Genomic DNA, 20642 nt, shown 5'->3' with positions numbered 1-20642 from the left:
CCCCGCGCAGCCCTGCACCGCACCACGACCCGCACCACGACCGAGGGATCCGATGACCGTCACCACCACCGCGCCGTACCAGGACCCGACCCTCGGCGTCGCCGAGCGGGTCGAGGACCTCCTGGCGCGGATGACCCTGGCCGAGAAGGTCGGCCAGATGCTCCAGCTCGACGCACGGGACGACCTCGACGACCACGTGCTGCGTCGCCACGTGGGCTCGGTGCTGCACACCTCCCCGGAGCGCGTGCTGCGGGCGCACGAGCTCACCGCGCGCACCCGCCTGGGCATCCCGCTGCTCATCGCGGAGGACTGCATCCACGGCCACTCGTTCTTCGAGGGTGCCACGATCTACCCCACGCAGCTGGGCATGGCCGCCACCTGGGACCCCGCGCTGCTCGAGCGGGTCGCGCGCGCGACGGCGGTCGAGGTGGCGGCCACGGGCATCCACTGGACGTTCTCGCCCGTGCTCTGCATCAGCCGCGACCTGCGCTGGGGCCGTGTCGACGAGACCTTCGGCGAGGACCCGCACCTGATCGGCGAGCTCGCTTTGGCCATGGTGCGCGGCTACCAGGGCGACGGGCTCACGGACCCGACGGCGATCCTCGCGAGCGCCAAGCACTTCGCGGGCTACTCCGAGACCCAGGGCGGGCGCGACGCGTCGGAGGCCGACATCAGCCGCCGCAAGCTGCGCTCGTGGTTCCTCCCGCCGTTCGAGCGGGTCGCGCGCGAGGGCTGCCGCACCTTCATGCTCGGCTACCAGACCATGGACGGCGTGCCGATCACGGTCAACGACTGGCTGCTCAACGACGTGCTGCGCGGCGAGTGGGGCTACACCGGCACGCTCATCACCGACTGGGACAACGTGGGCCGCATGGTCTGGGAGCAGCGCGTGCAGCCCGACTACGCGCACGCGGCGGCCGCGGCGGTGCGTGCCGGCAACGACATGATCATGACGACGCCCGGGTACTTCGAGGGAGCCCTCGAGGCGGTCGAGCGCGGGTTGCTCGACGAGCACGCGTTCGACGACGCGGTGCGCCGCATCCTGACCCTCAAGTTCGAGCTCGGGCTGTTCGAGGACCCGCGCCGGCCGTCGCCCGAGCGCATCGAGGCGGTCGTCGGGACGCACGGCGACCTCAACCTGGAGGTCGCGCGCCGGTCCGTGGTGCTGCTCGCGAACGACGGCGTGCTCCCGCTCGCGGGCGGGTTCGCGGCGGACGACGACGGCCGCGCCGTGGCCGCCACGGACGCGCGGCCCGCGAAGGTCGCCGTCGTCGGGCCCCTCGCGGATGACGCGCAGACCCAGCTGGGCGACTGGGCGGGCAGCTCGGGCCAGGCGGGCTGGATCGCCGACGGTCACCCGCGCGAGATGATCTCGACCGTGCTCGACGGGCTGCGCGCGCACGTGCCGGCGGGCTGGACGGTGACGCACGAGCAGGGGGCGGACATCCTCACGCTCGAGCCGCACCCCGACGGCGAGCGGTTCCCCGACGGGCAGCCGCGCCCGCCCGTCGTGGTGCCGGCCCCGACGGACGACGACGCGATCGCGCAGGCTGTGGCGGCGGCGCGCGAGGCCGACTACGTGGTGGCCGTCGTCGGGGACCGGATCGAGCTCGTGGGTGAGGGGCGCTCGACGGCGACCCTCGAGCTGCTGGGCGGGCAGGTCGCGTTGCTCGAGGCGCTCGCGGCCACCGGCACGCCCATGGTCGTGGTGCTGCTCGCGTCGAAGCCGCTCGTGCTGCCGCCCGCGGCGCTCGACGCCGCCGCGCTGCTGTGGGTCGCGAACCCCGGCATGCAGGGTGGGCGCGCGGTGGCCGAGGTGCTGCTCGGCCTCGTCGAGCCCTCGGGCCGGCTGCCCGTCTCGTTCGCGCGGCACGTGGGCCAGCAGCCGACCTACTACAACCAGGTGCGTGGTCAGCACGGCGACCGGTACGCCGACCTCACCCAGCGGCCGGCCTTCGCCTTCGGGCAGGGGCTCTCGTACACGACGGTCGAGTACAGCGACCTGCGGGTGCTCGAGCCGTCCCTGCGACCGGGCGACGTGGTGCGCGCCGAGGTGACGCTGCACAACAGCGGGGCGCGTCCGGCGCTCGAGACCGTGCAGGTGTACGTGAGCGACCTGGTGACCTCGGTGAGCTGGGCCGACCAGGAGCTCAAGACGTTCACGCAGGTGCACCTCGAGCCCGGCGAGCGACGCGTGGTCGCGCTCGAGCTGCCGGTCGCGGAGTGCACGGTGGTCGACGGCGCAGGTGACCGTGTGGTCGAGGCAGGGGACTTCGAGCTGCGCGTGGGCCGCTCGTCGCGCACCGAGGACCTGCTCGCGGCGCGCTTCACCGTGAACGCCTGAGGGGCATCATGGGCGCGTGCGCGCCGTCGTGATCGATCAGCTCCAGGCCCTGCCCTCGGTGCGCGAGGTCCCCGACCCCGCGTGCCCGCCCCACGGCGCCGTCGTGCGCGTCGAGGCGACGGGTGTGTGCCGCAGCGACTGGCACGCCTGGATGGGGCACGACGTCGTGCGTCTGCCGCACGTCCCGGGGCACGAGCTCGCGGGGACCGTGGTCGAGGTGGGGCCCGACGTGCGCACGCGACGGGTCGGGGAGCGGGTGACCGTGCCGTTCGTGTGCGCGTGCGGAACGTGCGCGGCGTGCACCGCTGGTGAGCAGCAGGTGTGCGAGCGGCAGACCCAGCCGGGCTTCACGGGCTGGGGCTCGTTCGCCGAGCTCGTCGCGCTCGACCACGCGGACCTCAACCTCGTCCCCCTGCCCGACGGCGTCTCGTCCGTCGCGGCCGCGTCCCTGGGCTGCCGGTTCGCGACGGCCTACCGTGCGCTGACCGTCCACGGGCGCGTGAACGCGGGTGCCGTGGTCGCGGTGCACGGATGCGGCGGGGTGGGGCTCTCGGCCGTGATGATCGCCGTCGCGCGCGGTGCGCGGGTGGTCGCGGTGGACGTCGCGGCCGAGGCCCTCGCGGCTGCGCGTGAGCTCGGCGCCGAGGTGGTGGACGCGACCGGGCTGACGCCCGAGGAGGTCGCGACCCGCGTGGTCGAGCTGTCCGGCGGCGGCGCCCACGTCTCGCTCGACGCGCTCGGCAGCCCCGCGACGGCCGTGGCCTCGGTGCTGGGCCTGCGGCGACGCGGCCGTCACGTGCAGGTGGGGCTGCTGCTCGCCGAGCACGCGCGCACCCCGCTGCCGATGGACCGGGTGGTCGCGTGGGAGCTCGAGCTGTACGGCTCGCACGGCATGGCTGCGCACGAGTACCCCGCGATGCTCGACGACGTCGTCGCGGGCCGGCTCGACCCCGAGCGGCTCGTGGGTCGGCGCGTGGGGCTCGACGAGGCGCCCGCCGCGCTCGCGGCGATGAGCGGCCCGGCCACGGGGGCGGGGATGACCATCGTCGTGCCGTGAGCGTGACGGCGTGACGGCGTGAGATCGGGACCTCGGGCCCTGGACGTGGAGCCGTCGTGGTGCTCCGCTGGGCATGGAGGTGGTCGCGATGGGGGACGGACGGCGCGGCGTGCGGCTGGGCGGGGCGCGGACGGTCATGTGGCGGACGGCGGCGGTGGTGGGACTGCTCGGGATCGGGCCGGTGCTCGCGGCCTGTGCGCCGGGCACCAACGACGCGGTACGGACCGTGGGTGAGTCCGGCACGGTCGCGGGGTTCTGGTTCGGCCTGTGGCACGGGTTCATCAGCCCGATCACGTTCGTGATCTCGCTGTTCACCGAGTCGGTGGGCATCTACGAGATCCACAACAACGGCGGCTGGTACGACTTCGGGTTCCTCATCGGGGTGTCGATCTTCTTCGGCGGCAGCGCGGGCGGCGGGAGCCGGGCCAAGCGTCGCTGAGTCTTGCGGCAGAGAACGGGTGACCGGTCCGCGGGCAGCGCGTGGGGGCGTCGGTGCGCGCGGGTAGGCTGGCGCGCGGCTGAGCACGGTGTGGTGCAGCCTGCCGCACGCAGCTCAGCCACTCGCCGCTCAGACCCAGAACGGGAGCACTCGTGGGACGTGTCGTCGTCGATGTGATGCCGAAGCCCGAGATCCTCGACCCCCAGGGCAAGGCCGTCGCCGCGGCCCTCCCGCGCCTCGGCTTCCACGGCGTGACCGAGGTGCGCCAGGGCAAGCGCTTCGAGCTCGAGGTCGAGGGCGACGTGACGGACGAGGTGCTCGCCATGGTGCGCGAGGCCGCCGAGACCCTGCTCTCCAACCCCGTGATCGAGGACGTCGTCCGCGTGGCGCCCGCTGCCGAGCACGACGGGGCGACGGCGTGAGCGTCGAGGCCGAGGCGCGCGCGCGGCCGACGGCGCCTGCCGATGTGCGGATCGGCGTCGTCACCTTCCCGGGCACGCTCGACGACCGGGACGCGGCGCGGGCCGTGCGGCTCGCGGGCGGCACCGCGGTGCCCCTCTGGCACGCGGACGCCGACCTGCACGCGGTCGACGCCGTCGTGCTCCCCGGCGGTTTCTCCTACGGCGACTACCTGCGCGCCGGCGCGATCAGCCGCTTCGCCCCCGTGATGGAGTCGCTCGTCGACGCCGCACGCGGCGGGCTCCCGGTGCTGGGCATCTGCAACGGCTTCCAGATCCTGTGCGAGGCCCACCTGCTGCCCGGGTCGATGATCAAGAACGACCACCGCACGTTCATCTGCCGTGAGCAGGAGCTCGCGGTCGAGAACGTCGACACCCCGTGGACGCGCAACCTCCCCACGGGCGCCCGCATCACCGTCCCGCTCAAGAACCAGGACGGTCAGTACGTGGCCGACGAGCACACGCTCGACCTGCTCGAGGGCGAGGGCCGCGTGGTCTTCCGCTACCAGGGGTGGAACCCCAACGGCTCGCGCCGCGACATCGCGGGGATCAGCAACGAGGCCGGCAACGTCGTGGGCCTCATGCCGCACCCCGAGCACGCGGTCGAGGCCGGCTTCGGCCCCGACGGACCGGCGGGCCCGCGCAGCGGCACCGACGGGCTCGCGCTGTTCACCTCGGTCATCTCGACGCTCCTCGGCGAATGACCCTCGGGGGCGCACCCGTCGGTGAGCCCGTGCCCGACGGCGCCCCGTTGCCCGACGGCGTCTCGCTCACCCTGGTCCCGTGGGACCACCCCGACGCGCACGCCTTGCGCGTGACGCAGCAGGAGGAGCTGCGCGAGCGCTACGGCCAGCCAGCCCCCGAGGGCGAACCACCGGCCGAGCAGATGCTCGCGACCGTGCTGATCAGCGTCGCTGGACAGCCCGCGGGGTGCGGGTCCCTGCGCGACGCCTCCCACCTGGGTCCCGGCCTCGGTGAGATCAAGCGCATGTTCGTCGCCCCCGACCAACGGGGGCAGGGCCTGGCACGCCACGTGCTCGCAGCGCTCGAACGCATCGCCGTCGGGCACGATCACGAGCGCCTCGTGCTCGAGACCGGGGTGCGCCAGCCCGAGGCGATCCGCCTCTACCGCGCGGCCGGGTACCGGTGCATCCCGAGCTACGGCGTCTACGCGGACGACCCGGAGTCGGTCTGCTACGCACGCTGGCTCGACCCGACGGCCGCCACGCGCGTGCTGCTGGTCAACGGGACGGTCGGCGCCGGCAAGACCGTCGTCGCGGCAGCCGTGGGGCGCGAGCTCACGGCGCGCGAGGTGCCGCACGCCGTGCTCGACCTCGACGCGTTGGCCTGGGCGTGGCCGCTGGAGGACCGGTTCGGTCAGGGCCTCGTGCTCGAGAGCCTCGAGCGGATCGCGCCCGCGCTCCGCGGGCGCGGGTACCGACGCGTGGTGCTCGCGCGCGTCGTCGAGGAAGCCGCCGAGCGCGAGGCCTACGAACGCGCGCTCGACGGCGCGGACGTGACGATCGTGCGGGTCACGGCCGACGCGTCCACGCGTGAGCAGCGGATCGTCGCGCGCGAGGACCGTCCTGAAGCGCGCACGTGGCACATCGAGCGCAGCGGCGAGCTCGAGCGGGTCCTCGACCAGACCGCGCTCGACGACGCCGTCGTCGACACGACCCACCTCACACCCGAGGCCGCCGCGACCGAGGTGCTCGACGCCGCGGGCTGGTGAACGGGGCCCGACGGCCGCTCAGATCGTCGGGGTGCCGTCGGGCGCGACCGACCACGACGGGTTGAACGCGATCTCCCACAGCACGCCCGCCGGGTCCGCCACGTACGCGTGGTAGCCGCCCCAGTCGGTGGGCTGCGCCTCCTTGACCGGCGTGGCCCCTGCGGCGAGCGCGCGGGCGAGAGCCGCGTCGACCTCGGCCGACGAGCCGACGTTGTGGGCGAGCGTGAAACCGGCCGGCGGTGATCCGGGGACGTCGGGTCCGTGCGCGTCGGCCGCGAGCTGCTCCGCGCCGAACAGCGACAGCATCAGCCCGTGGCCGGCCTGGAAGAAGATCACCTGATCCGGCACCTCGAGAGCGGGCTCCCAGCCCAGGCCGTCGACGTAGAACGCGCGGGCCTCCGCGAGGTCGGGCACTCCGAGCGTGATGAGCGAGACGCGAGGTTCCATGCCCCGACGCTAGCGGGGCCGTCCGACGCCGGCGGGCGCTACCGGACCGTGAGCCCCACGTGCGCGGCGAGCGCGGGCGCGAGCTCGACCAGCTGCTCCTCGCTGACGGTCGCCCCGCGCAGGCCGGCGAGCCCGTCGATCGCCGCGAGATCCGCGCCCCGCAGGTCCACGTCCGTGAGCGACGCGCGGGTCACGTCCAGGCGACCCACCCGGCAGTCGCGGACCACGAGGCGGCGCACCTCGGCGCCGCCCAGGTCGAGCTCGCCGAGCACGCAGCCCTCGAGCAGCACGTCCGTGAGCCGGGCGCCGCGCAGGTTGAGGTAGTCGACCTTCCCGCCCCGCAGCGTCAGGTGCGCGCCCTCGGCGTCGTAGGCCTGGACGGCCCCGAGCCGGCAGCCCTCGAGGTCCACCCGGGTGAGCGTGGCACCCACCAGGTGCAGCTCACCCGCGTGGCACGCCTCGAACCGGGTGTCGAGCATGTGGGCGTGGTCCAGCCGCACGCCGTCGAGCCCGACCGCACGCAGCAGGCACTCGTCGAACCGGGCGTGCCGGGCGTCCTGCCCGGCGAGGTCGACGTCAGAGATCTCGAGCAGCTCGAGGTCCCCCTCCGGCTCGAGCGGCCCTGCCGACGGCGTGCGCTGCGTCATGCCGCGAGCCTGCCACGATCCGCCGACGCGTAGGGTGCGCCCGGGACCGCGTGGGCGTTCCCGCTGACGGGAGGGCCATGGGACTGTTCGGCCGACGACGCACCCCCACCGAGGCGGAGCTCGGGACCGGCACGCCGCTGCGCGTGGTCGCCGTCGACGGGCAGACGCCGTCGCTCGTCCGGTGGAACCGCGAGCGCTGGGGTGCGCTGGACAGCGCGCAGCCGACCCTGCGGGTGCTGCGCGCCGCGGGGATCGAGGGTGACGTCGACCTGCGGTCCCGCGGGCGCGACGAGTCCGACGGCGAGGTGCGGCTGCCCGACGGCGGCGCGGTGCGGTTCGTCGTCGACATCGTGGGCTCGAGCCGGCTCGTCACGGAGCGTGGACGCGACGACGAGGACGTCGTCGGCTATCTCGACACCGCGCGGCCGGAGCCGCTCGACCCGCAGACCGCGCTCGGGGACGTGGCCTTCGCGATGTCCTCGCTCGTGGTGCACGAGGGAGGCGCACCCGTGCAGCTCCCGCCGCCGCTGACGGTCACCACGGCGAACCTGCAGCTCCTCGAGCCTGCGGACGGTCTCCCCGCCCGCTGGTGCGTGTGCATCTTCGTCACCCGGGCGCACGAGGTCCCCGCCGACGCGGACGCGGTGCGCCGCGAGGAGCTCTGGGTCGAGCACTCCGTGGGCGTCAAGCTGCATCTGGACGGCACGGTCGCCCTCGACCCGCACGACGACGATCCCGACGGCACGCGCTCGCGCGAGAGCCTCGCGACGGCGCAGCAGTGGGCGGGTGCGCCCGTGGACCTCGTGCCCTACGCGCGCTGGCTCGCGGACGCCACCGCCGCGCGCCTCGGCCGGACCATCCCCGGGCTCTGACGCCCGGCGCTCCTGCCCGGCTTCAGAGGCTCAGGCGTCCGCGGCGAGCGCCTCACGCACCAGGGGGGCCACACGGGTGCCGTAGAGCTCGATCGCGTGCATCGTGTGCTCGTGCGGCAGCGGCCCCTGGGAGAGCTTGAGGCTGAACCGGTCGAGGCCGAGGCCACGTGCGCTGCGCACGATCTTGTTCGCGACCGTCTCGGGTGAGCCCACCATCAGCGCGCCCTCGGGCCCCGCGGCCTCCTCGAAGGACTCGCGCGTGGGCGGCGGCCAGCCCCGCTCGGCGCCGATCCGCCCCACGTAGGTGCGGTAGTGCGGCCAGAGCTGCTCCTTGGCCTCGTCATCGGTATCCGCGACATGGCCGGGGGAGTGCTGCCCCACGCGCCCCGGACCGGTGCCGAGCTCGGTGAGCGCGCGGTGGTAGAGGTCGACGAACGGGCGGAAGCGCAGCGGGTCGCCGCCGATGATCGCGAGCATCATCGGCAGGCCGTGCCGCGCCGTCCGGATCACGGACTCGGGGCTTCCGCCCACACCCACCCAGGTGGGCAGGTCACCCTCGAGGCGCGGGAAGAGGGTCTGTCCCTGGAGCGGCGCGCGCAGCCTGCCCTGCCAGGTGACCGGACCGCCGTCGAGCAGGCGCCGGAACAGCTCGAGCTTCTCCTCGAAGAGCTCCTCGTACTGCTCGAGCGGGTAGCCGAACAGCGGGAACGACTCGGTGAACGAGCCGCGCCCCACGACGACCTCGGCGCGCCCGTTGCTCAGGGCCGCGAGGGTCGAGAAGCGCTCGAACACGCGCACCGGGTCGTCCGAGGAGAGCACCGTCACGGCCGAGGCGAGGCGGATGCGCTCGGTGCGGGCCGCGATCGCCGCGAGCACCACCTCGGGGGCGGAGACCGCATAGTCGTCGCGGTGGTGCTCGCCCAGGCCGATCGCGTCGACACCCACCCGGTCCGCGAGCACGCCCTGCTCGACGAGGTCCCGCAGCACCTCGCCCTCGTGCTTGAGGGCGCCGTCGGGCCCCTGCGTCACGTCACCGAAGTGGTCGATGCCCAGCTCGATCGTCATGGTCCCTCCAGGGTCGCGCCTCTGCTGACCCAACCCGCGGCCCGGGGCCGGTGTTCCCCGCTGCAGGCCGGCGGTCACACGCGGGCGCCGCGCACCCGCTCGAGGCCCGCGGGCGAGGTGAGCTCAGGGCGCGCCTCGGGGTGCTCGAGGTACCACTGGAGCACCGCGAGCAGGAGGACGGGATCGACGTCGACCTCCGCGGCCGGGACCCGGAGGTGCGGTGCCAGGCGATCCTGGCCGGGACGCCGACGCGCGTGCGGCTCGACGGGCGCGGCTGCACCGGCACGGTGGGCGACGACGACGAGCAGGTGCGGGTCGCGGTCCCCCGACGGGACCACGGACACGATGTCGCGCCAGGCGATCTCGACGGCCGACCGGGCTGTGCGCTGCACGAGCCCTTGCGGCGTGAGGACGAGGACGGACGGCCGCGCCCGCGTCGCGACCCAGGCCCGGAGCTGCCGAACGGCCACGGCCAGCAGCACAACGCCCACGAGCACACCTGCGACGCCGAACCCTGCGTCCCCGCGTGCGGCGAGGCCGAGGCCGCCGAGCACGAGAGCGACGCCCAGCAGACCCAGGTACGTCGCGAGCAGCCCACGCAGCAGGGCCGTGTCCCGGCGGAAGGGGACTGTCACGCCCGCCGGCGCCTCGTCGGGTGCCGCCGGCCGCACCGCCGTCGTCGAGGTCCGTCGTCGCAGCACACGCGTCCGCAGCACGAGCAGTGCGAGGAGCACGAGCGCCGGGACGGCGGCCAGGCCGAGCACGCCGCGCTCGTCACGCACCTGCCCGGTGGCGAGCAGCGCGAGACCGATGACGGCCGCGGCGGCGAGCCCACCGGCGACGAGCGCGGAGAGCGCGCGGCTCGGGCGCGCCCAGCGGGCCGGCCACCGAAAACGGGCGAGATCGACCGTGGTGCCCGACCAGGTGCTCATGCCCGCGAGGATGGCGTGCCCGACGCGGGCGACGCCACCCCGGCGGGTGCTTCGCCTCAGGGGAGGGGGCGGACGGCGCCCTCGAGGTGGGTGCGGCCCGAGCGCGAGCTCCAGACCCGGAAGGCGTGGCCTGCGCCGTCGTCGGCGATGCGCACGTCGACGGTCGACGGCAGGAGCACGGGCTTGGCGAACGTCACGTCCCACGTGAACGCCTCGCCCCGGGCGCGCGGGCCCACCTCGGCGAGCGCCCGGGCGGCCGTGTACATGCCGTGGGCGATCGCGCGCGGGAAGCCGAAGGCCTTGGCGGCGAGCGGGTTCGTGTGGATCGGGTTCTGGTCGCCCGAGACCGCGGCGTAGCGTCGGCCGGTGTCGGCCGCGAGGCGCCACCGCGCCGTCGGCGCGAGGGGAGCATCCGCGGTCGGCGGCGCCGTGGGGGCGTCCGGTGACTCACGCGGCCGGTCGTCGTCGGCCGCGTCGCCGTCGGACAGCTGGTACCCCTTGGCGAGGTACGTCGAGCGGCCCACCCACGCGACGTCGTCGTCGGCCCGGACCGTCGCGACGAGGTCCACCGAGACTCCCGAGCGGTGCGCCGCGAGACCCTCGGCGTGCACCTCGATGTCGAGCTCGTCGGTCACCGTGAGGGGACGCCGCTGCTCGACGTGGTTGGCGAGGTGCACCATGCCCAGCAGCGGCAGCGGGAACTCGCCGCGCACCATGAGCGCGGTCGCGACCGGGAACGCCAGCACGTGCACGAACCCGGCGGGCAGCACGTCGCTCCCGGTCTCACCCACCAGGCGCTGGTAGTCGGTCAGGTGCGCGGGGTCCGGCGAGACGCCGCCGACGTGCAGCCTCGTCCGCGGCAGGTCGTCGCTGCGCACGGTGCGCGAGCGGCCCGGCCGCACCGACCCCGCGACACCGCGCGCGTAGAGGCCGCCGAGCGAGGGCACGCCGGCGAGCGCGACCACGACGGGCTCGGGGCGCGCGGCCGTCACGCGCCCACCAGGTTCTGCCCGCACACCCGCAGCACCTGGCCGTTGACCCCACCGGCCTGGGGCGACGCGAGGAACGCGATGGCCTCGGCGACGTCGATCGGCCGACCGCCCTGCTGGAGCGAGTTGAGCCGCCTGGCCACCTCACGCGTCGCGAACGGGATGCGCGAGGTCATGTCCGTCTCGATGAAGCCCGGCGCGACGGCGTTGATGGTGCCGCCCGCCGCAGCGAGGTCCGCCGCCGAGGCGCGCACCATGCCGATGACGCCGGCCTTCGACGCGCCGTAGTTGGTCTGGCCGCGGTTGCCCGCGATGCCGCTGGTCGACGCGAGGCACACCACGCGAGGGGCGTCGCCGAACGCCCCGGCCGCGAGCACCTTCTCGGTGATCGTGAGCGGTGCGGTGACGTTGACCGCGATCACCGGGTCCCACGTGGCGGGCTTCATGTTGGCGAGCAGCTTGTCGCGCAGGATCCCCGCGTTGTGCACCAGCAGGTCGAGCCGTCCGTGGCGGGACCGTACGTGCTCCACGAGGCGGTCCGCGGCGTCGTCGGCCGTCACGTCGAGCTGGAGCGCGCTGCCGCGCACCTCGTTCGCCACCTGCGCGAGCGCGTCGCCCGCGGCCGGCACGTCGACGACCACGAGCGTCGCGCCGTCGCGCGCGAGCGTGCGCGCGATCGCGGCGCCGATGCCCCGGGCGGCCCCCGTCACCACGGCGACCTGCCCCGCGAGGGGACGCTCCCAGTCCGCGGGCTCCGCGCCGCCGTCGGCGACCCGGAGCGGCTGTCCGTCCACGAACGCCGACCGCGCCGAGAGCAGGAAGCGCAGGGCCCCCAGGGCCGACGGCGCGGTGGGGGCGGTGGTGCCGGTGAGCACCACCTGGTTGCCCGTGGCACCGCCCCGCAGCTCCTTGGCGAGCGACCGCATCATGCCGTCGATCCCCTGGCGCGCGGCTGCCGTCGCGGTCGAGCCCGCGTCCTCGGGGGCGCGCGAGACGATCACCACGCGGCCGCCCGGGCGCAGCCCCCGCAGCACCGAGCCCACCTCGAGCATGGGCGCGCCCAGGTCTGCCGGCGCCGAGACCTCCGTGAGCACCACGACGACGGCGCCGTGACGCTCGGCCGGGTCGGCGTGGCGGCGCACGTCGAGGTCCCAGTCGAGCAGGCGCTGCGCGACGGCGTCGGCGGCGTCACCCGACGCGGCGTCGCTCACGACGAGCACGGGGCCCGGTACGAGCGGCTCGCCCTGGCGGTGGCGACGCAGGTGCGCCGGGCGCGGCAGGCCCAGTCGCTTGGCGAGGGTCTTGGTGAAGCCCGAGTTGACGAGGTTCACGTAGCTGTCGCTCATGCTGCCTCCAGGATCGCGACGACGGCCTGGCCGCCCGCGGCGCACACCGAGATCAGGCCGCGGCTACCCGGCCCCTTCTCGGCGAGCATCTTGGCGAGGGACGCGACGATGCGTCCGCCCGTGGCCGCGAACGGGTGGCCCGCCGCCAGGGACGAGCCGTGCACGTTGAGCTTGCTGCGGTCGATCGGGCCGAGCGCGCCGTCGAGCCCCAGGCGCTCGCGGCAGTACTCCTCGCTCTCCCAGATCGCCAGGTTGCACAGCACGGTCGAGGCGAACGCCTCGTGGATCTCGTAGAAGTCGAAGTCCTGGAGCGTCAGGCCGTTGCGCGCGAGCAGACGCGGCACGGCGTGCGCGCCGGCCATGAGCAGCCCGTCCCGGCCGTGCACGAAGTCCGTCGCGCCGGCCTCGGCGTCGACGACCGTCGCGAGCACGGGCAGGCCGCGCTCGGCCGCCCACTCGTCGCTCGCGAGCAGCACGGTCGAGGCGCCGTCGGACAACGGGGTCGAGTTGCCGGCCGTCATGGTCGCGGGGGTCTCGAGCTGTGTGCCGAACACGGGCTTGAGCTTCGCGAGCTTCTCCGCCGACGTGTCCGGCCGCAGGTTCTGGTCGCGCGTGAGCTTGCGGTAGGGCGTGAGCAGGTCGTCGAAGAACCCGGCGTCGTAGGCCGCGGCGAGGTTGTGGTGGCTCGCCATCGCGAGCTCGTCCTGCGCCTCACGGGAGATCCCGAACGCCGCCGTCGTGAGCGCCTGGTGCTCGCCCATGCTCAGGCCCGTGCGCGGCTCGCCCGTGGTCGGGGCCGACGGCGCCAGGTGGTTGGGCCGGATGCGCGCGACCGCGGCGAGCTTCTGCTGGGCTGTCTTGGCGCGCGAGAGGTCGAGCAGGATGGTGCGCAGCGCGTCGCTCACCACGATCGGGGCGTCGGACGTCGAGTCGACACCGCCCGCGATGCCGCTCTCCAGCTGGCCGAGGCGGATCTTGTTGCTCAGCCCGACGATCGCCTCCATGCCCGTCGCGCACGCCATCTGCACGTCGTACGCGGGGGTCTCGGGCGACAGCGCGGAGCCGAGCACGGCCTCGCGCGTCAGGTTGAAGTCCTTGGAGTGCTTGAGCACCGCGCCGCCCGCGACCGAGCCGATGCGCTCGCCGGCGAGGCCGAAGCGCGCGACCAGCCCGTCGAGGGCCGCGGTGAGCATGTCCTGGTTCGAGGCCCGCACGTACGGGCCGCCGGCCCGCGCGAACGGGATCCGGTTCCCGCCGACGACGACGGCGCGTCGTGGCGTGCCGTCCGTGGTGGGGGTGGGGGTGGCCTTCGGGCTGCGGGCCTTGGAGGTGCTGGTCGAGGTGCTGCGGGACTCCGCCATGCGCACGGTCCTCTCGGGGTTCGTCGTCGATCTCGAGGGTGTCTGACACCCACAGTACCTGATACTGTCAGTTTCGTGAGTCGCGTCACATCGGCAGCGGAGCCGGACGCCCAGGCCCTGGGCGCCGCGGCCACCCCTGCCCTGCCTGAGCCGGCCTCGCCCCCCGTGGGCGCCCCGCTCCCCGACGGTGCCGCCGCGCCCGACGACGCCGTCGTCCCCGACGGGCGCTCGACGCGCTGGGCCGACCACCGCGCGGCCCGCCGCGCCGAGCTCGTGCGCGTCGCGCGCAAGGCCGTGCACCGCCAGGGCCCGGACGTGTCGATGGACGAGATCGCGGCCGCCGCCGGCACGTCCAAGTCGATCGTCTACCGGTACTTCGGCGACAAGACGGCCCTGCAGGTCGCCGTCGGCGAGGCGGTCGTGGCGCAGATGCATGCCGCGCTCGACGAGGCCGCGCGCTCGGCGACCACGCCGCGCGAGGGGCTGCGCTCGATGATCGACGTCTACCTCGAGATGGTCGAGGCCTCTCCCAACGTCTACTCGTTCGTCACCCGCCCCGTCACCGAGGACGCGTCGGGTCCCATCGGTCACTTCCTCGACGCCGTCGCGACCCTCATCGCCCGGCCGTTCGCGCAGGTGATGCACGTGGACGGCGACCAGGCCTGGGTCGACGTCTGGGCCGCGGGCGCCGTCGGCTTCGTGCGCGGCACCGGCGAGTGGTGGCTCAACCACCGCGACGTCCCCGGTGCGCCCACGCGTGCCGAGCTCACCGAGCGCACGACGGCGTGGCTGTGGGCCGGGCCCGTGAGCGCCCTCCGCGGCCCGTCCCGGCCCGCGCGCCCCACCCCCGATCCCGCACCCGAACCCATCGAGACCGAGGAGGAGCGATGACCGCTCTCACCGACCGGCCCGTCAGCGTCGACGGCCCCACCCCTCGCGTGGACGTGGGCGCCCTCGAGGGCGTCCTGCTCGGCCGCTGGGCCGACGTGCGTCGCGCGGCGCGCGCGCTCATCACCGACCCGCGCCTGCACCGCGTCGAGGGCCAGCCCATGGCCGAGCACCGTGACCGCGTGCTCGAGCAGCTGCGCCTGCTGGCGCGTGAGGGCGACGTGCTGCGCGCGTTCCCCGCCGCGCTGGGCGGCAAGGACGAGCACGGCGCGAGCCTCGCGCGGTTCGAGGAGCTCGTCGCGGCGGACCCGTCGCTCCAGATCAAGGCGGGGGTCCAGTGGGGCCTGTTCGCGTCGGCGATCCTGCACCTCGGCACGGCCGACCACCACGAGCGCCTGCTCCCGGCGGCCATGAGCGTCGACGTGCCGGGCGCCTTCGCGATGACCGAGACCGGCCACGGCTCGGACGTCGCGAGCATCGGCACCACCGCGACGTACGACCCCGAGACCGAGACGTTCGACCTGCACACGCCGTTCCGCGGTGCGTGGAAGGACTACCTGGGCAACGCCGCGCTGCACGGCACGGCCGCCGTCGTCTTCGCGCAGCTCGTGACCGGGCGCGCGGGCGACCGCCGCGTCAACCACGGCGTGCACGCGTTCTACGTGCCGATCCGCGACCCGCAGACCGGTGAGTTCCTCGACGGCGTCGGCGGCGAGGACGACGGTCACAAGGGCGGGCTCAACGGCATCGACAACGGCCGCCTGCACTTCACGCACGTCAGCGTGCCCAGGCGCGATCTGCTCGACCGCTACGGCGCCGTCGCGGCCGACGGCGCCTACTCCTCGCCCATCACCAACCCGGGCCGGCGCTTCTTCACGATGCTCGGCACGCTCGTGCAGGGACGCGTCTCACTCGACGGCGCCGCGGTGAACGCCGGAAAGATCGCGCTGACCACCGCGATCACCTACGGCAACCAGCGCCGGCAGTTCTCGGGTGTCGCCCCGGGCGACGAGGTGGTGCTGCTCGACTACGCCGAGCACCAGCGCCGCCTGCTGCCGCGTCTCGCACAGACCTACGCGCAGACGTTCGCGCACGAGCGCCTGCTCGAGACCTTCGACCTGGTGTTCTCGGGCGCCGAGGACACCGACGAGAAGCGGCAGGACCTCGAGACCATCGCGGCTGCCCTCAAGGCGTCGTCCACCTGGCACGCGCTCGACACGATCCAGGCGGCCCGCGAGGCGTGCGGCGGCGCGGGGTTCCTGTCGGAGAACCGTCTGGTCGGGCTGCGCGCGGACCTCGACGTCTACGTGACGTTCGAGGGCGACAACACGGTGCTGCTCCAGCTCGTGGCCAAGCGGCTGCTCGCCGACTGGGCGCAGGAGTTCAAGGGCCTCGACGCCGGCGGCGTCGCGCGGTACGTCGCGGAGCGCGCGGCGGACGCCGCCCTCCACCGCACGCCGCTCGCGCGCGTGGTGCAGACCCTCGCCGACGGTGGCAACGTGCGCCGCTCGGCCGGGCAGCTGCGCGAGACCGAGACGCAGCGCGAGCTGCTGTCGGACCGCGTCGAGACGATGGTGGCCGAGGTCGCGACGGCCCTGCGGCCCGCCATGAAGGCCCCCAAGGCCGAGGCCGCCCGGCGCTTCAACGAGCACCAGCACGCGCTCATCGAGTGCGCGCGGGCGCATGCCGACCTGCTCCAGTGGGAGGCGTTCACGGCCGGGCTCGACAAGGTCACGGACCCGGGCACCCGGCAGGTGCTCACGTGGCTGCGTGACGTGTACGGGCTCACGGTGATCGAGCGCAACCTCGCCTGGTACCTCATCAACGGGCGACTCTCGGCCCAGCGTGCGCGGACGGTGACCTCGTACATCGACCGCCTGCTGACCCGCCTGCGCCCGCACGCGCAGGACCTCGTGGACGCGTTCGGCTACGCACCCGAGCACGTGCGCGCGGCGATCGCGAGCGGTGCCGAGGCCGAACGCCAGGAGGAGGCGCGCGACCACTACCGCCGTCTGCGCGCGAGCGGCGCCGAGCCGGTCCCCGAGAAGCTGGTGCGCGCGAGCCAGTCGACCAACCCGGCCACCAGCCCCGGCTGAGCCCGGCTCCAGCCGACCCCACGGGTGAGTTCGCACTCCCGCACCGAGTTCGCACACGCAGAGATGCGAACTCGCTGCGGGAGTGCGAACTCGAGCCCGGACGCTCAGACGAGGGCACGGCGGAGGGTGGGGAGGTTCGCCTCCGTCCACTCGGCGTCGCGGCGCCAGACGGCGCCGTGGCCCTCGTCCCACAGGCGCGCCCAGGGCTGCTCACCCGTGCGGTGCCCGTGCTCGAGCAGCGTGTGCATCGACCACGTGCGCGGGCCGAGCGTCGCGAGCAGTCGCTCGCGCCCCGGCCCGTCCAGTCCGTAGCCGTCGGCGAGCCCGCGCAGGCGCTCGGCCGCGACGTCGAGCGGGGTGCCGGGGTCGAGCGGGACGAGGCCGTGCGCGAGGTACGCGAGGTCCCACGTGCGGGTCCCGGGCGAGGCGCCGTCCCAGTCGATGACCACCAGCCGGTCCTCGGCCACGACGAGGTTCCACGGTGCGAGGTCGTTGTGGACGACGAGGTCGCGCCCGTCCGTGGGGATGGGGCACGTCCAGACCGCGTCCGACGGCGGCTCCCACCCGTCGAGCGCGTCGTGCAGCTCGCGCGTGAGCCTGCCCACCTCGGCCGGGTCCAGCGGCGGCATGTCCGGGCCGTCGGGGTGGGCCATCCGCCCGGGCACGAACTCGAGCACGTGCCGACCGGCGTCGTCGAGCCCGAACGAGCGCGGCGCGTGCCGGAACCCCACGTCCCTCAGGTGCTCGAGCAGCGCGTGCACCGCCGACGTCTGCGGGCCCGCCGGCCGGCGCACGGTGTCACCCACGCGCACCACGCCCGCGCTGACGTTGCCCCCGGTGAGCTGCTCCTCCACCGGCTCAGCCGAGCACGTCGGCCAGGTCGAAGCGCACCGGCACCTCGAGCTGGGCGTACGTGCAGCTCTCGGGCTCGCGGTCCGGTCGCCAGCGCTCGAACTGCGCGGTGTGCCGGAACCGCACGCCCTCCATGTGGTCGTAGCGCACCTCGACCACGCGCTCGGGCCGCAACGGCACGAACGACAGGTCCTTGCCCGAGTTCCAGCGGCTTCCCGCCGCCTCGGTCGGCGTGCGCGAGCCCGAGGCCTGCGCGGCCTCGCTCCACGGGTGCTCGCCCAGGTCGTCGGGCCCCACGACGAGCGGCTGGAGCTCGGCGAACAGCTCCTTGCGACGTGCCATCGGGAACGAGCTCGTGACCCCCACCGACGCGAGCCGGCCGTCGTCGTCGTACAGGCCCAGCAGCAGCGAGCCCACGGCGTCGTCGGCCTGCTTGTGCACGCGGTAGCCCGCGACCACGCAGTCGGCCGTCCGCGTGTGCTTGATCTTGGCCATGACGCGCTTGTCGGGCTGGTACCTCGACGCCGGGTCCTTGGCGACGACGCCGTCGAGGCCCGCGCCCTCGAACTGCTCGAACCACTCGGCGGCCTCGTCGGCGTCGGTCGTCACGCGGGTCAGGTAGACCCCGGGACCGCCGCCGGGCAGGACCTGCTCGAGCTGTGCGCGGCGGTCGGCGAACGGAAGGCCCGTGAGGTCCTCGTCGTCGACGGCGAGCAGGTCGAAGGCGACCAGCACCGCGGGCGTCTCGCGGGCGAGCAGCTGCACGCGCGAGTCGGCCGGGTGGATGCGCTGGAGCAGCGCCTCGAAGTCGAGCCCGCTCCCGTCGGCCGAGGCGATGACGATCTCGCCGTCGACCACGCAGCGCTCGGGGAGCTCGCGCAGGGCGGCCGCGACCACCTCGGGGAAGTACCGCGTGATGGGCTTGGTGTTGCGGCTGCCGATCTCGACCTCGTCGCCGTCACGGAACACGATCGCGCGGAAGCCGTCCCACTTGGGCTCGTAGCTCTGACCGGCCGGGATGGTCGGCACGGACTTCGCGAGCATCGGCTTCACGGGCGGCATCACCGGCAGGTCCATGGCGCCCAGTGTGCTGCTCACGCCCGCGCGCCACCAGCGTTCACCAGCGGTTGCGGGCCTCCTCGGCCCAGCCCTCGACGCCGTCCACCCGCACGCGCTCGCCGTCGTCGGCCGTCATCCAGCCGTGCCAGGTGCCGAAGCACTGGTGGGTCTCGCTCGCGACCACGAGCAGGTCGGTGCGCGCGGCCCGCTCGTGGAACGGTGTGAACGTCAGGTCGACGCGCTCGCGCGCCGCGTCGTGCACGTGCCAGGGCGCGGTCCAGTCCTCTCGGTCGTACTCCCACACCAGCTCGTCACCGTTCTTGTGGACCCGTCCGTCCACGACGAGCGCGTTCTCGGTCGAGCCCGTGCCGTCCGTCCACCGTCCGCCCACCTGCACGCCCACGACGCGACCCTCGACCACCCCGCTTCCCGCGCCCCAGTTCCAGCGCATGGCGTACGGCCAGCGCCCGCGACCGTGGTCGAGGACGGCCCACGCGTCGTCGACGGCGACCGTCACGCCGTCGACGGTGAGCGAGCCGCGCAGCGGACGCGCGACGTCCTTGACCGTGTACTGGAACAGCCGCGGGCTCCACGGCACGACGACGCCCATGGCCTCGTGCCCCGCGGGCCGCTCGGCCACGAGGTCGAGCTCGACGCGCGGCGTGCGGGCGCGCAGGCGGGTGCCGCCGTCCACCGGTTCGAACCTGAGCGCCAGGTCGCGCGCGACCCCCACGGCGGGACCCTCGTCGAGCGTGTCGGGCAGCTGCGCGCCGCGGGCGAGGGGCACCACGCCGACGGCGTCCACCTCGGTGCCCGTCGCGCGGTCGAGCACCCAGACCTGGTGCAGGGCCGCGTAGTCCAGGCTCGAGACGGTGAGCCCGACGACGTGGGTGGGTGTCATCAGGCCCCAGTACTCCCAGCGCTTGCCGCGCCCCCAGCCGCGCAGCGCGGTCCGGTGCAACGGCCGGCGGGTCCAGCCGACCGCGTCGGGGTCCAGCCGGCCGCGCGGGGTGCACAGGTCGACGGGGGAGGTGATCTCGCGCTCGCGGGGGCCGCGGTGCTGCCCGGCGGCGTCGGTGGCGTCGGTCATCGGGCGATCCTCGCAGGTCAGGTGGGGTTGCAGGCCGCGGCGAGCACGCCCAGCAGGCCGACGTCGGGCCGCCACGGCTCGAGGTTCCAGCTCTCCTTGTCCGGCGCGCCGACGCTGTGGCACACCAGCTGGTCGTCCATCACCGCGGAGGTGGTCTCGGGCTCCGCCGCGTGCAGCTGCGCGCGCAGCAGCTCGAGCGCCGCCTCGTGGCCCCCGCGGGCCCACGCGGTCGGCACGACGGCGAGCGACCGGCCGCCCTCACGATCGCCCCAGTCCGCGCTCACGAGCGCCGCGGTGCCCACCCGCAGCGTGAGATCGACGTCGCCGATCGTCGCGTCGTCGGCCACGCCACCGGCGTTGAGCGTGAGCGTCAGCACGTCCTCGGTCCGGAGCTCGTGCACCACGAGGGGATCCGGCGCGCCGTCCGCGGCCACGCCCGTGGGCGGGGCCACGCCCACGCGGGCCACACCGTCCGCGTCGCGGGCGACCACGGAGCCGTCGTCGTGCAGGTCCAGGGTCCAGCCGTCGGCCGCGACCAGGTGCACGGCCGCGGCGACGGCGACGTCGGCCACCGGTCCGCCACGCGTGGTCCACGTGAGCGTCCGCATCCCCTCGGCGTCCACGTCGTCGGGCCCGCGCGTGAGCCCCTCGCCGGCCACGACGCCCAGCCCCGGCACGACGTCGTCGGCCGCGGTGCGCAGCTCGGCCGTGGACGGCTCCACGGCGGCCGAGGGCGTGGGCGTCGACGTGGCGGCCCGGTCCGGCGCGCCGGTGCCCGACGGCGTCGCGGTCGCGCCCGTACCGTCCCGGTCCGGAGCGGTGCAGGCCGCGGTCGCGAGGAGGGCGGCGGCGAGCAGTGCCACGACCGGGCGCGTGCGGGATCGGGTCATCCGCCCATCCTGGCGGGGCCGTCGCCTCGACGGCGAGACGGCCGATCGCCTGTCCCGAGGGCGCGGGTAGCCTGGGCC

Annotated in this window: 20 protein-coding genes; 9 read left to right on the top strand and 11 right to left on the bottom strand. The window is 74.7% G+C overall.

All coding sequences use genetic code 11. The features are described 5' to 3' along the window. The first annotated feature begins 52 nt into the window (after positions 1 to 52). From GXB85_RS05035 to GXB85_RS05010, 6 genes are all read left to right on the top strand, one after another. Positions 53 to 2344: a glycoside hydrolase family 3 N-terminal domain-containing protein gene (locus GXB85_RS05035; protein ID WP_161916552.1), complete on the top strand. Its 2292-nt coding sequence runs from the start codon at positions 53 to 55 to the stop codon at positions 2342 to 2344. Positions 2345 to 2360: 16 nt separating this feature from the next. Beyond that, positions 2361 to 3401 carry a zinc-dependent alcohol dehydrogenase family protein gene (locus GXB85_RS05030; protein WP_161916551.1) on the top strand — a complete coding sequence of 347 codons (1041 nt, stop codon included), beginning with the start codon at positions 2361 to 2363 and terminating at the stop codon, positions 3399 to 3401. A gap of 88 nt (positions 3402 to 3489) precedes the next feature. After that, entirely contained in the window at positions 3490 to 3840 is a 351-nt protein-coding gene (locus GXB85_RS05025) for a hypothetical protein (protein ID WP_237727984.1), read from the top strand. Positions 3841 to 3992: 152 nt separating this feature from the next. Continuing rightward, the gene (purS, locus tag GXB85_RS05020; protein ID WP_161916550.1) at positions 3993 to 4262 is read left to right on the top strand and encodes a phosphoribosylformylglycinamidine synthase subunit PurS; all 270 of its coding nucleotides are present in this window, start codon (positions 3993 to 3995) and stop codon (positions 4260 to 4262) included. After that, positions 4259 to 5002: a phosphoribosylformylglycinamidine synthase subunit PurQ gene (gene purQ / locus GXB85_RS05015; RefSeq protein WP_161916549.1), complete on the top strand. Its 744-nt coding sequence runs from the start codon at positions 4259 to 4261 to the stop codon at positions 5000 to 5002. Before purS ends, purQ begins: the two co-directional genes overlap by 4 nt. Further along, positions 4999 to 6030 (top strand): GNAT family N-acetyltransferase, encoded by a 1032-nt coding sequence (locus tag GXB85_RS05010; RefSeq protein WP_161916548.1) that lies wholly within the window; start codon positions 4999 to 5001, stop codon positions 6028 to 6030. Before purQ ends, GXB85_RS05010 begins: the two co-directional genes overlap by 4 nt. Positions 6031 to 6048: 18 nt before the next feature. Here GXB85_RS05010 and GXB85_RS05005 read toward each other — a convergent pair whose 3' ends face one another. Further along, complete coding sequence (locus GXB85_RS05005) at positions 6049 to 6477, bottom strand: VOC family protein (RefSeq protein ID WP_161916547.1); 429 nt, start codon at positions 6475 to 6477, stop codon at positions 6049 to 6051. Positions 6478 to 6515: 38 nt separating this feature from the next. Then, positions 6516 to 7124 carry a pentapeptide repeat-containing protein gene (locus tag GXB85_RS05000; protein WP_161916546.1) on the bottom strand — a complete coding sequence of 203 codons (609 nt, stop codon included), beginning with the start codon at positions 7122 to 7124 and terminating at the stop codon, positions 6516 to 6518. Positions 7125 to 7201: 77 nt separating this feature from the next. Here GXB85_RS05000 and GXB85_RS04995 point away from each other — a divergent pair, with 77 nt between their 5' ends. Then, on the top strand, positions 7202 to 7996 hold the full coding sequence (locus GXB85_RS04995; protein WP_161916545.1) for a hypothetical protein: 795 nt from the start codon (positions 7202 to 7204) through the stop codon (positions 7994 to 7996). Between the two features lie 30 nt (positions 7997 to 8026). Here the strand turns inward: GXB85_RS04995 and GXB85_RS04990 are convergent, their stop codons facing one another. The 5 genes from GXB85_RS04990 to GXB85_RS04970 form a co-directional block, all read right to left on the bottom strand. Next, positions 8027 to 9061, bottom strand: a complete 1035-nt coding sequence (locus GXB85_RS04990) for an Atu2307/SP_0267 family LLM class monooxygenase (RefSeq protein WP_161916544.1) — start codon at positions 9059 to 9061, stop codon at positions 8027 to 8029. 74 nt (positions 9062 to 9135) lie between these two features. Further along, entirely contained in the window at positions 9136 to 9993 is an 858-nt protein-coding gene (locus tag GXB85_RS04985) for a hypothetical protein (protein ID WP_161916543.1), read from the bottom strand. A gap of 56 nt (positions 9994 to 10049) precedes the next feature. Beyond that, on the bottom strand, positions 10050 to 10985 hold the full coding sequence (locus tag GXB85_RS04980) for a MaoC/PaaZ C-terminal domain-containing protein (protein ID WP_161916542.1): 936 nt from the start codon (positions 10983 to 10985) through the stop codon (positions 10050 to 10052). Further along, the gene (locus GXB85_RS04975) at positions 10982 to 12328 is read right to left on the bottom strand and encodes a 3-oxoacyl-ACP reductase (protein WP_161916541.1); all 1347 of its coding nucleotides are present in this window, start codon (positions 12326 to 12328) and stop codon (positions 10982 to 10984) included. Before GXB85_RS04975 ends, GXB85_RS04980 begins: the two co-directional genes overlap by 4 nt. Next, the gene (locus GXB85_RS04970; RefSeq protein WP_161916540.1) at positions 12325 to 13689 is read right to left on the bottom strand and encodes an acetyl-CoA C-acetyltransferase; all 1365 of its coding nucleotides are present in this window, start codon (positions 13687 to 13689) and stop codon (positions 12325 to 12327) included. The genes GXB85_RS04975 and GXB85_RS04970 overlap by 4 nt, the downstream gene beginning before the upstream one ends. A 75-nt stretch (positions 13690 to 13764) precedes the next feature. Here GXB85_RS04970 and GXB85_RS04965 point away from each other — a divergent pair, with 75 nt between their 5' ends. Both GXB85_RS04965 and GXB85_RS04960 read left to right on the top strand, forming a co-directional pair. Continuing rightward, positions 13765 to 14580 (top strand): TetR/AcrR family transcriptional regulator, encoded by an 816-nt coding sequence (locus tag GXB85_RS04965; RefSeq protein WP_370524005.1) that lies wholly within the window; start codon positions 13765 to 13767, stop codon positions 14578 to 14580. Beyond that, positions 14577 to 16673 (top strand): acyl-CoA dehydrogenase, encoded by a 2097-nt coding sequence (locus tag GXB85_RS04960; RefSeq protein ID WP_161916539.1) that lies wholly within the window; start codon positions 14577 to 14579, stop codon positions 16671 to 16673. Before GXB85_RS04965 ends, GXB85_RS04960 begins: the two co-directional genes overlap by 4 nt. A gap of 104 nt (positions 16674 to 16777) precedes the next feature. On the opposite strand, the gene GXB85_RS04955 is transcribed toward GXB85_RS04960, so the two are convergent. Genes GXB85_RS04955 through GXB85_RS04940 form a run of 4 tightly spaced genes read right to left on the bottom strand, consistent with a single transcriptional unit; the run spans position 16778 to position 20564 of the window. Beyond that, the gene (locus tag GXB85_RS04955) at positions 16778 to 17527 is read right to left on the bottom strand and encodes a phosphotransferase (RefSeq protein WP_202627600.1); all 750 of its coding nucleotides are present in this window, start codon (positions 17525 to 17527) and stop codon (positions 16778 to 16780) included. Between the two features lie 4 nt (positions 17528 to 17531). Continuing rightward, on the bottom strand, positions 17532 to 18602 hold the full coding sequence (locus GXB85_RS04950; RefSeq protein WP_161916631.1) for an ATP-dependent DNA ligase: 1071 nt from the start codon (positions 18600 to 18602) through the stop codon (positions 17532 to 17534). Between the two features lie 40 nt (positions 18603 to 18642). Further along, positions 18643 to 19674, bottom strand: coding sequence for a DUF2804 domain-containing protein (locus GXB85_RS04945; protein WP_161916538.1), 1032 nt, complete (start codon positions 19672 to 19674; stop codon positions 18643 to 18645). A gap of 17 nt (positions 19675 to 19691) precedes the next feature. Continuing rightward, positions 19692 to 20564: a DUF2599 domain-containing protein gene (locus tag GXB85_RS04940; protein ID WP_161916537.1), complete on the bottom strand. Its 873-nt coding sequence runs from the start codon at positions 20562 to 20564 to the stop codon at positions 19692 to 19694. Positions 20565 to 20642 lie beyond the last annotated feature (78 nt).

This window comes from Cellulomonas sp. APG4, from assembly GCF_009996735.1.
Lineage (GTDB): Bacteria > Actinomycetota > Actinomycetes > Actinomycetales > Cellulomonadaceae > Actinotalea.
This window is presented reverse-complemented; position numbering and strand designations above follow the sequence as displayed.